Origin of the sequence: Streptomyces sp. NPDC060205, assembly GCF_042728395.1 — a bacterium.
Taxonomy (GTDB): Bacteria; Actinomycetota; Actinomycetes; order Streptomycetales; family Streptomycetaceae; genus Streptomyces.
In genome coordinates, this window is record NZ_JBHWZP010000305.1 from 1 (window position 1) to 10767 (window position 10767).

Annotated in this window: 5 protein-coding genes; 1 reads left to right on the top strand and 4 read right to left on the bottom strand. The window is 73.1% G+C overall.

What is annotated here, in order from left to right; genetic code table 11:
• Positions 1-37: 37 nt before the first annotated feature.
• The 4 genes from ACFWGJ_RS35385 to ACFWGJ_RS35400 form a co-directional block, all read right to left on the bottom strand.
• Positions 38-4426, bottom strand: coding sequence for an Rne/Rng family ribonuclease (locus ACFWGJ_RS35385; RefSeq protein WP_387332790.1), 4389 nt, complete (start codon positions 4424-4426; stop codon positions 38-40).
• Between the two features lie 249 nt (positions 4427-4675).
• Complete coding sequence (locus ACFWGJ_RS35390) at positions 4676-5470, bottom strand: TIGR03936 family radical SAM-associated protein (RefSeq protein ID WP_381833393.1); 795 nt, start codon at positions 5468-5470, stop codon at positions 4676-4678.
• A 48-nt stretch (positions 5471-5518) separates the two neighbouring features.
• Positions 5519-6883, bottom strand: coding sequence for a hypothetical protein (locus ACFWGJ_RS35395; RefSeq protein WP_387332792.1), 1365 nt, complete (start codon positions 6881-6883; stop codon positions 5519-5521).
• Positions 6884-6990: 107 nt separating this feature from the next.
• Complete coding sequence (locus ACFWGJ_RS35400) at positions 6991-8958, bottom strand: TIGR03960 family B12-binding radical SAM protein (RefSeq protein WP_387332793.1); 1968 nt, start codon at positions 8956-8958, stop codon at positions 6991-6993.
• A 229-nt stretch (positions 8959-9187) separates the two neighbouring features.
• On the opposite strand from ACFWGJ_RS35400, the gene ACFWGJ_RS35405 reads away from it, so the two are divergent.
• Entirely contained in the window at positions 9188-10702 is a 1515-nt protein-coding gene (locus ACFWGJ_RS35405; protein ID WP_387332795.1) for a CHAD domain-containing protein, read from the top strand.
• The last annotated feature ends 65 nt before the right edge of the window (positions 10703-10767 follow it).

Consider the following 10767-nt stretch of genomic DNA (forward strand, 5'->3'; position numbering starts at 1 on the left):
GTACGGAGGCTCGCGCCTCCCCTGCTGTCCGCCCTCGTCAGTCCTCGTCGGTGGAGGCCGTGACGGTCGACGGCGTCTGCTGCTCCGCCGCCGCGGTCTTCTTGGACGTCGACTTCGCGGCCGTCTTGGCGGTCTTCGTCGCCTTCTTGGCCGTGGTCTTCTTGGCGGCCGTCTTCTTGGCCGCCGTCGTCGTCTTCTTCGCGGCGGCCTTCTTCGCGGGCGCCTTCTTGGCCGCCTTGCGGGCCGTCTTCTTGGCCGGCGCCACACCGTCTCCGCTGTCCTCGCCGTCCTGGCCGGACGGCTCCGCGGGGGCCTCGACCGGCGCCTCGACGGCCTGCGCCGGGGCGTCCGGCTGGGCCGACGGGACGACCGTGACGGCGGTCTCGGCGGACGAGGTGGGCGCGGTGGCCTTACGGACCGCACGACGCCTCGGACGGGCCGGGGCGGCGCTCTCGGCGACGGGCTGCTCCTCAGCGGGGGCGGCCTGCTCCACGGGCTCGACGGGCGCGGCGACCGGCTCGGTGACCGTCACCACGGTCTCCTCGGCCGCCGTGGGCGAACCGGCGGGCGCGGACACCTTGCGGGTCGCCCGACGGCGCGTACGGCCCTTGGGGGCGGCGTCGTCGACGACCGGGGCCTCGGTGGCGGCCGGGGCCTCGACCACCGGGTCCTCGGCGGCGACGGGCGCCGTCTGCGCGACCTCGGCCGGCTCCTGCCGGACCGGACGCGCGATCTCCTCCTCCGGCGTCACGGACTGCGCGGTCGGAACCTCGTCCCGGCGCTCGGCCTGCTCGGCCCGCTCCGCGCGCTCGGCCCGCTCGGCCCTGCGGGACTCGGACCTCGGCGCACCCGCCGGGGCCGACGCCCGCCGGCCCGACCGGCGACGCGAACGCCCACCACGGGTGGCCGCGGCCTCCGCCTCGGCGGCGCTGCTGTACAGGTCCTCGTCCGGTACGAACTCGGGCTCGGGAAGCGCGACGGGCTCGGCGGCCTCCGCGGCGACCTCGGCGGCCGTCTCGTCCGGCTCGGCGGCCTCGGCCGTGTCCGTCTCGTACGTGTGCTCGTGGTCGTGGGTCTGCTCGGCACCGCCGCGACCGCGCTTCTTGCGCTTGCCGCCGCCTCCGGCGGAGGTCGGCTGCTCCATGTGCACGATCACGCCGCGGCCGTTGCAGTGGACGCAGGTCTCCGAGAACGACTCAAGGAGGCCCTGGCCGACCCGCTTGCGGGTCATCTGGACGAGGCCCAGCGAGGTGACCTCGGCCACCTGGTGCTTCGTACGGTCGCGGCCCAGGCACTCCAGCAGGCGCCTGAGCACCAGGTCCCGGTTGGACTCAAGGACCATGTCGATGAAGTCGATGACGACGATGCCGCCGAGGTCGCGCAGCCGCAGCTGGCGCACGATCTCCTCGGCCGCCTCCAGGTTGTTCCTGGTGACCGTCTCTTCGAGGTTGCCGCCCTGACCGGTGAACTTGCCGGTGTTGACGTCGATGACGATCATCGCTTCGGTCTTGTCGATGACCAGCGAACCACCGCTGGGCAGCCAGACCTTGCGGTCCAGCGCCTTGGCGAGCTGCTCGTCGATGCGGTACGTCGCGAAGACGTCGACCTCGGAGGTCCACCGCGACAGGCGGTTCGCCAGGTCGGGCGCCACGTGCGCGACGTAACCGTGGATGGTGTCCCACGCCTCGTCGCCGCTGACGATGACCTTGGAGAAGTCCTCGTTGAAGATGTCGCGGACGACCCGGACGGTCATGTCCGGCTCGCCGTACAGCAGGGTCGGGGCGTTGCCGCTCTTCGCCTTCTTCTCGATGTCCTCCCACTGCGCCTGCAGCCGCTCGACGTCACGGCGCAGCTCGTCCTCGCTCGCGCCCTCGGCGGCGGTGCGCACGATGACGCCCGCGTCCTCGGGGACGATCTTCTTGAGGATGGTCTTCAGCCGGGCGCGCTCGGTGTCGGGCAGCTTGCGGCTGATGCCGGTCATGGAGCCCTCGGGCACGTAGACCAGGTAGCGGCCGGGCAGCGAGACCTGGCTGGTGAGGCGCGCGCCCTTGTGGCCGATCGGGTCCTTGGTGACCTGCACGAGGACCGACTGGCCGGACTTCAGGGCGCTCTCGATGCGGCGGGGGCCGTTGGCCATGCCCAGTGCCTCGAAGTTGACCTCACCGGCGTACAGGACCGCGTTGCGGCCCTTGCCGATGTCGATGAAGGCGGCCTCCATCGACGGCAGCACGTTCTGGACCTTGCCCAGGTAGACGTTGCCGACGTACGACGTCGACTGCTCCTTGTTGACGTAGTGCTCCACGAGCACGTCGTCCTCAAGGACACCGATCTGCGTGCGCTCGCCGCTCTGGCGGACGACCATCACGCGCTCGACGGCCTCACGGCGGGCCAGGAACTCGGCCTCGGTGATGATCGGGACGCGGCGGCGGCCCTGCTCGCGCCCTTCACGGCGGCGCTGCTTCTTGGCCTCCAGGCGGGTCGAGCCCTTGATGGACTGGACCTCGTCGCTCGGGTGCTCGTCCTTCTTGCGGGGCTCGCGGACCTTGACGACCGTGCGCTCGGGGTCGCTGTCGCCGGACTCGGCCTCGCCGGAGGAGTCACCGGCGCGACGGCGACGGCGCCGGCGGCGACGGCTGCTGCTGGAGCCGCCCGCGTCGTCGTGGTCATCGTCCGCGTCGGCGGAGTCCTCCTCGGCCTGCGCGGCGGTGTCCTCGGTGTCGTCGGAGGCCGCGGCGGCCTGCTCGCCGCGCTCGCCCCGCTCGTTCTGCTCGCCCGCGAAGTCGTCGTCCGCGTCGGCGGACTCGCCCCGGCGGCGGCGACGGCCACCGCGGCGGCGACGGCGGCGCGAACCGGTCTCCTCGCTGTCGTCACCGTCGGCGGCGTCCTCGGCGGACTCCTCCTCGACGGGCTCCTCGTCGGCCGGCTCCTCGGCCTCGGGGGCACGCTCCACCGGGGCACGCTCGGCGGGAGCGGCGGGCTCCTCGGCCTTGCCGCGGCGGCGACGGCGACGCGAACCGCCTGTCTCCTCCTCGGCGACGGCCACGGGGGCAGCCTGCTGCTGGACCGGCTCCACGGCCTCCTCCGCCTCTTCGGCGGCCTCGGCCGCGGCGGCGGCAGCGGCACGCTCGGGCGTCTGGAACATCGGCTCGGTGAAGACCGGCGCCTGGAAGACGGCGACGGCGGGGCGCGCGGGGCGCCGGGCCGAACCCTCCTCGGCGGCCTTGCGGGGCGCGGGCGCGGAGAAGCCTCCGGCGGCCTTGCGGGTGGCCCGGCGGCGGGCGCGGCGCGGGGTGGCATCGTCGGCGTCGGCGGGGGTCTCGGTCTCGGCGGACCGGTCGTTCCTGGCAGCGGCCACGGGGGCCTCCCTGCGCTCGTCGCGAGCAACGGCCTCGGCGGGCTCGGTCGCGGTGGGGGTCTCGGCGTGCTCCGGCTTCTGCCGGGCGGCGCGACGAGTGGGCTCGGCGACGGCCTCGGCGGGCGCCTGCTCGGGCGTCCGGCTCTCCGCCTCGGCCTGCGGCGCACCGGCGGGCGCGCTGGCGCGGCGTGTCGCACGACGGCGCGCACGCGGAGCGGGCGCCGCTTCAGCGGCCTCGTCGGCCGGGGTCTCCTCGGCGACCGGGGCGGCAGCCGGAACCTCGGCGGTCTCGGCGGATACGGGCGCCTCGACCTCAGCGGCCTGCGGCGCACCCGTGGGCGCGGTGGCACGGCGAGTCGCACGACGGCGCGCACGCGGAGCGGGCGCCGCCTCGGCGGTCTCGGCAGCCTGCGTCTCCTCGACTGCCGGCGTCTCGTCGACCACCGGAGCAGCAGCCGGAGCCTCGACGGCCTCGGCAGATACGGGCGTCTCAGCGGCCTCAGCCGCCTGCGGCGCACCCGTGGGCGCGGTGGCACGGCGAGTCGCACGACGGCGCCGCGGAGCGGGGGCGGCCTCGGCCTCCGCGGGCGCCTCGGGCTCAGCCGTCACGGCCGGCGCCGGGGTCTCGGCGGTCGTGGCCCCCGTGGCCTCGTCGCCCGGTACCGCACCGGCGTCCGCCGCCTCGGCGGTCTGCGGGGCTCCCGCGGGGGCAGATGCCCGGCGGGTGGCACGACGGCGCGCACGCGGGGCGGGAGCGGCGTCGTCGGCCGGCGTCTGCGCCGTTTCGTCCGCGACGGCCGCGGGCGCCTTCGCCGCGGCCCTCTTCCTGGGAGCGGCGGTCACGGCCGCCTCTTCGCTCTCCTGCGCCTCGTCCGTCGTGAGGTCCGCGGAGGTCACAGCCGGTATGGCCGGCGCCGTGGTCTCCGCCACGGCCGTGCCCTCGGCGTTCGCCGACGGCGGGCCGGCGGGGCGCGAAGCGGCACGACGGCGCCGGCGTGGCGGCAGCGTGTCGCTCGGGGTGCTGTTGTCGGAGCCGGTGGAAGGCTCGGTGGGGTCGGTCGGCTCAAGCATGCGGGTGGATCTCCCGTCAGGCTCCCGGGCGCCGCGGATCCGGTGACGTCCGCGGCTCGCGCGTTGCGCGGTGCCGCCGTCCGGGGCGCGGGCGCCGCACGGGAGCTCTCTGTGTCCTGTCTCGCCGGTTCCGTATGCCATGAGTGCGTACGGCCTGGCGAAAGTCTTCTGGTCGGTGCGCTGCCCGAACCAGGTGGCTCCCGGATACGAGGGCGGCGCTTCGACGTACGTCCCTGCGCGGGACCTTCCTTACGCCAGCGCCTTCGCGGCGGCGGCTGCGCTGTCCCCGGACGTTCCCGGAGAAGGTGCTGCTGCCTCGCGGTCGGGCGCGAGCGGGTCGGTCACCGTGCCGGTCTCTTCATCGAAAAGCCCCTGCGCCAGCCTGGTCACCGCTGCGGGGACCGGCGGCGCCAGGTCGGCCACAGCTCGGAGACCGGACAGGACGTCGTCAGGTCGAACGGCAGGCGTCACGTGCCGAACAACCAGCCGCAGTATCGCACAGGCCTGGTCGGTCGGCCTATCAGCCTGTGGACTGTGTGCCGTCGGCTGTGCACTGTGCGCCTCCAGACTCGCGACGGGGCCGCGGGCGTCGAAGGTGCGGATGCCGTTCTTCGCCTTGCGCTGCACCTCGACGGTCTCGGCCGCGGTGAAGGCGTCGACCGCGCGCAGCGCGTCCTCGTGGGACACGCCGTCGAGGCGCATCTCCCACACGGAGGCGGTGAGCCGGTCGGCGAGACCCGACGTACGGGCCTCCACGGCGTCGATGATGTCGAGCCCCTCGGGCATCGACTCGTCGAGGAGTACGCGCAGCTTCTCGGGATCGCGCGCGTCGGTGAGCGCGATCTCCAGGTATTCCGCCTCACTACCCGTGCCGGTGGGTGCGGCATTGGCATACGACACCTTCGGGTGCGGCGTGAACCCCGCCGAGTACGCCATGGGCACCTCGGCTCGGCGCAACGCGCGCTCGAAGGCACGCTGGAAGTCACGGTGGCTGGTGAACCGGAGGCGGCCGCGCTTGGTGTAGCGCAGGCGGATGCGCTGCACCGCGGGTGCGGGCGGCGGGCCTTCGGGCTGTCGCTTGCCCAGTGTCGTTCAGTCCTTCGTGAGTGCGGTCGTACTACTACCTAGAGTACGTGTGCCGGCGCCCGTGCGTTCCCCTCGGGAGGCGCCCGGCGCGCTCCGCAGGGGCCCGCCGGGCTCGACCAGGCGTACCGGCTCGGGTTCGGGGCGGGGTGCGGACAGGGGTACGGGCTCGGGTTCGCGCGGCGCGCCGAACAGCGCGCGCCGGATGTCGGCCCTGGTCTGCCGTGCGGTCTCCCGGGCGCTCGCCAGGGCCTGCCGGGTGACGCGGCCCACGCTCCGCGCGGCCTCGGCCGCCGGCTTCCAGAAGACGTCGCGCACGAAGTGCCCCATCGGAGTGAACACGCTCCGGTAGGCCCACCGCACCGGCTCGACGAAGATCCACCGGAAGAGTCGTCCCAGGAAGCGGCCGACGGCGAGCGACACGTATCCGGCGACGCGCCAGGCGTGTCCCAGGGCTTCGCCGATCTCCCGCGCGACGACGGCGACGGCCCGTCCGAGCGGGGCGAGGACCCAGCGCCACAGGGCGACGGCGGGTACGACGAGGATCCACCGCAGGAGGGTCCCGACGACCTTGCCGAGCCAGCCCACCACGGCCCACAGCCCGCGGCCGACCCATGTCATGCCGGCCCACAACCCGCGGCCCACCCATGTCACGGCGGCCCACAGTCCCCTGCCGACCCATGTGATGCCCGCCCACACCCCCCGGGAGACCCATACAACTCCCGCCCACAGTCCCCGCGAGACCCACACCAGGCCGAACCACAGCCCCGCGGCAACCCACGCGACACCTCGCCCGGTCGGCGCGAGCAGGGCCCGGTACAGCCAGCCCGCCGGAATGAGCACCGCCGTCCGCCACAGCCAGGCGCAGCCGGCCCCGAAGCCCCGCAGCGCCCACACGATGCCGTGGCCGAGCGGCGTCAGCAGCCGCTCGTACAGCCACCGGGCGGGGACGACCAGCAGGACGTGCCCGAGCCAGGCGAGTGCCCGGCCCACCGGCACGGCCACGTAACGCCACAGGCCCACCCACGGCCAGACGAACACCAGCAGGCACAGCCACTTCACCGCGTACCCGATGCCGGTGAACACCCACGCGAGGACGGTCGCGAAGCCGTCGAGCAGCCACCTGAGGGCCCGGCCGACCGGCGCGAGCACCCACATAAGGGCCCGGCCGAGCGGCCGCAGCAGCGTGTCGTTGAGAAGCCGCCCGCAGACGACGAGCGCGTCCCAGGCCATCCGTACGGGCACGATCAGCACGAAGACCACGATCCGCACCGGGATGCGGACGGCGACGGCGAGACATCCCTCAGGAGCGGGGTCCCGCTGCCGCGCGGGCATCACGGGCGGCGCGGGCTGCGGCGACTTCTCCAGGTCCATACCCACACGGACGCGTCAGCTGCCCGGATGGATGCACGAACGGTCCGGGAACGGCACTTTCCTCCGTGCTCGCCCCGGATCACCCCGTCCGCGCCGTGGAAAGCGCCTCAGTGACTGTGACCGCCGGCCGCGGCGGTCGCACCGTTCTTGACGGTCAGCGGCAGCAGCTTCTTGCCGGTCGGCCCGACCTGGATGTCCAAGTCGAGCTGCGGGCACACCCCGCAGTCGAAGCACGGCGTCCAGCGGCAGTCGTCGACCTCGGTCTCGTCGAGCGCGTCCTGCCAGTCCTGCCAGAGCCATTCCTTGTCGAGGCCCGAGTCGAGGTGGTCCCAGGGCAGGACCTCCTCGTAGGTGCGCTCGCGGGTGGTGTACCAGTCGACGTCCACACCGAAGGCGGGGAGCGTCTTGTCGGCGCAGCGCATCCAGCGGTCGTACGAGAAGTACTCGCGCCAGCCGTCGAAGCGCCCGCCGTCCTCGTAGACGGCGCGGATGACGGAGCCGATGCGGCGGTCACCGCGGGAGAGCAGGCCCTCGACGATGCCGGGCTTGCCGTCGTGGTAGCGGAAACCGATGGAGCGGCCGTACTTCTTGTCGCCGCGGATCCGGTCGCGGAGCTTGCCGAGCCGGGTGTCCGTCTCCTCGGCCGACAGCTGCGGGGCCCACTGGAAGGGCGTGTGGGGCTTGGGGACGAACCCGCCGATGGACACCGTGCAGCGGATGTCGTTCTGGCCGGAGACCTTGCGGCCCTCGGCGATCACGTTCATCGCCATGTCCGCGATCTGCAGGACGTCCTCGTCGGTCTCGGTGGGCAGGCCGCACATGAAGTACAGCTTGACCTGGCGCCAGCCGTTGCCGTACGCCGTCGAGACGGTCCGGATCAGGTCCTCCTCCGAGACCATCTTGTTGATGACCTTGCGCATGCGCTCGGAGCCGCCCTCGGGGGCGAAGGTCAGCCCGGAGCGGCGGCCGTTGCGGGTCAGCTCGTTGGCCAGGTCGACGTTGAACGCGTCGACGCGGGTGGAGGGCAGGGAGAGCCCGACCTTGTCCTCCTCGTACCGGTCCGCCAGCCCCTTGGCGATGTCGCCGATCTCCGAGTGGTCCGCGGAGGACAGGGAGAGCAGGCCCACCTCCTCGAAGCCGGTCGCCTTGAGGCCCTTGTCGACCATCTCGCCGATGCCCGTGATGGAGCGCTCACGGACGGGGCGGGTGATCATGCCCGCCTGGCAGAAGCGGCAGCCGCGGGTGCAGCCGCGGAAGATCTCCACCGACATGCGCTCGTGGACGGTCTCGGCGAGCGGCACGAGGGGCTGCTTCGGGTACGGCCACTCGTCCAGGTCCATGACCGTGTGCTTGGACACGCGCCACGGGACGCCCGACTTGTTGGGGACCATGCGGCCGATACGGCCGTCCGGGAGGTACTCGACGTCGTAGAACGCCGGGATGTACACGCCGCCCGTCCTCGCGAGACGGAACAGGACCTCCTCGCGGCCACCGGGCCGGCCCTCCGCCTTCCAGGCGCGGATGATCTCGGTCATGTCGAGCACGGCCTGCTCGCCGTCGCCGATGATCGCCGCGTCGATGAAGTCGGCGATCGGCTCGGGGTTGAACGCGGCGTGGCCGCCGGCCAGCACGATCGGGTCGTCGAGACCGCGGTCCTTCGACTCCAGCGGGATGCCCGCGAGGTCGAGCGCGGTCAGCATGTTCGTGTAGCCAAGCTCCGTGGAGAAGCTCAGCCCGAACACGTCGAAGGCCTTCACCGGGCGGTGGGCGTCCACCGTGAACTGCGGGACGCCGTGCTCGCGCATCAGCTCCTCCATGTCCGGCCAGACGCTGTACGTGCGCTCGGCCAGGACGCCCTCGCGCTCGTTCAGGACCTCGTACAGGATCATGACGCCCTGGTTGGGCAGTCCGACCTCGTACGCGTCCGGGTACATGAGCGCCCAGCGGACGTCGCAGTCCTCCCAGGGCTTGACCGTGGAGTTGAGCTCTCCGCCGACGTACTGGATCGGCTTCTGCACATGCGGGAGCAGAGCTTCGAGCTGTGGAAAGACCGACACAGCGGTTTCGGCAGACATCTCACGAACCTTTGCGAGCCGACAGGGGATGACTTTCCAGACTAACGTGCCTGTGGGTGCGCCCCGTCCGGCCGTCCGCGCCCGCCACCGGACGGGCTGTGACGGCACGGACGGGCCGTCGGGCATCTGCGGGCTCGTCGTGGCTGGTCGCGCAGTTCCCCGCGCCCCTTCGGGGCGCAGGCCTGCGCCCCTCTTACAGGGGTCGGGGTACTGCCTCTAAATTCAGGTCATGGCGGACACCAAGCGTGAGATCGAGCGTAAGTACGAAGCCGATGAGAATGCCGGACTGGCGGGGCTGCCGGATCTGACGCGGGTGCCGGGCGTCTCGGCCGTCATCGACAAGGGCGTCGCCGAACTCGACGCCACCTACTACGACACGGCCGACCAGCGCCTCGCCGCCGCGTCCCTCACCCTGCGCCGCCGCACCGGCGGCGACGACGCCGGCTGGCATCTGAAACTGCCCGTCTCCGACGGCGTACGGGACGAGATCCGCGCCCCGCTGTCCGACACCGTGCCCCGCGCCCTCGCCGGACTGGTCCGCTCCCGGGTGCGCGACGCCGAACTGGTCCCCGTCGTCCGGCTGTTGTCCGCCCGGGACGTCCGTCACCTCGTCGACGAGTCCGGGGGCCTGCTCGCCGAGATCAGCGTCGACCGCGTACGGGCCGAACGGCTCAGCGGCGGCGACGGCACCGCCCGGTGGACCGAGATCGAGGTCGAGCTGGCGGACGACGGCGACCCCGCCTTCCTGGACAAGGTCGAGAAGAAACTGCGCAAGGCCGGCGTCACCCGCTCCAGGTCCGCGTCCAAGCTGGCCAGGGCGCTGGGGGAGACGGGCCGCAAGGCACGCAGGGAACCCGTCGTGGCGGCGGCACCCGTCACCGCGGGCGACCACGTCCTCGCCTACGTCCGCGCCCAGCGCGACGCCATCGTCGAACTGGACCCCGCCGTCCGACGGGACGTCTTCGACGCCGTGCACAGCATGCGGGTCGCCACCCGCAGGCTCCGCAGCACGTTCCGCTCGTACGGCAACGTCCTGGACCGGGGCGTCACCGACCCGATCCGCGACGAACTGAAGTGGCTGGCGGGAGAGCTGGGCGTCGACCGCGACCAGGAGGTCCTGACCGAGCGGCTGACGGCGGCCCTCGGCGCGCTTCCGCGCGGCCTGCTCGCCGGCCCCGTCCGCGGCCGGCTGCGGACCTGGGCGCATGCCCGCCGGTCCGGCTCCCGGCGCCGCCTGGTCGCGGTCCTCGACGGCGGCCGCTATCTGAACCTCCTCGTCTCCCTCGACGCGCTCCTCGCCACCCCGCCGCTTCGGGGGGCCGCCGCGGACACCACGGGGAAGGCGGTCACGAAGGCCGTGCGCAAGGACTTCGACAAGCTGTCCGGCCTGGTCGGGGAGGCCGTCGACCTGCCGCCGGGGGAGGGCCGCGACCTCGCGATCCACGAGGCCCGCAAGAAGACCAAGCGCACGCGGTACGCGGCCGAGCTCGCCGCCCCCGTCCTCGGCAAACCCGCGAAGAGCCTGGTGAGCGACATGAAGTCCCTCCAGGGCCTGCTCGGCGAACACCAGGACAGCGTGATGGCGAGGCTCGCCCTGCGCGACCTGGCCACCCAGGCCCACGCGGCAGCCGAGAACGCCTTCACGTACGGGGTCCTGTACGGCCACGAGGAACGCGTCGCCGAGTCGGTGGAGGCCGCTCTGCCGGAGGCATGGAGCACGATCAGGAACGGGACGAGCATCTAGGGACCGAGGCGGCGCCCCGAAGGGGCGCGGGGAACTGCGCGACCAGCCACAACGAACCGGCACCC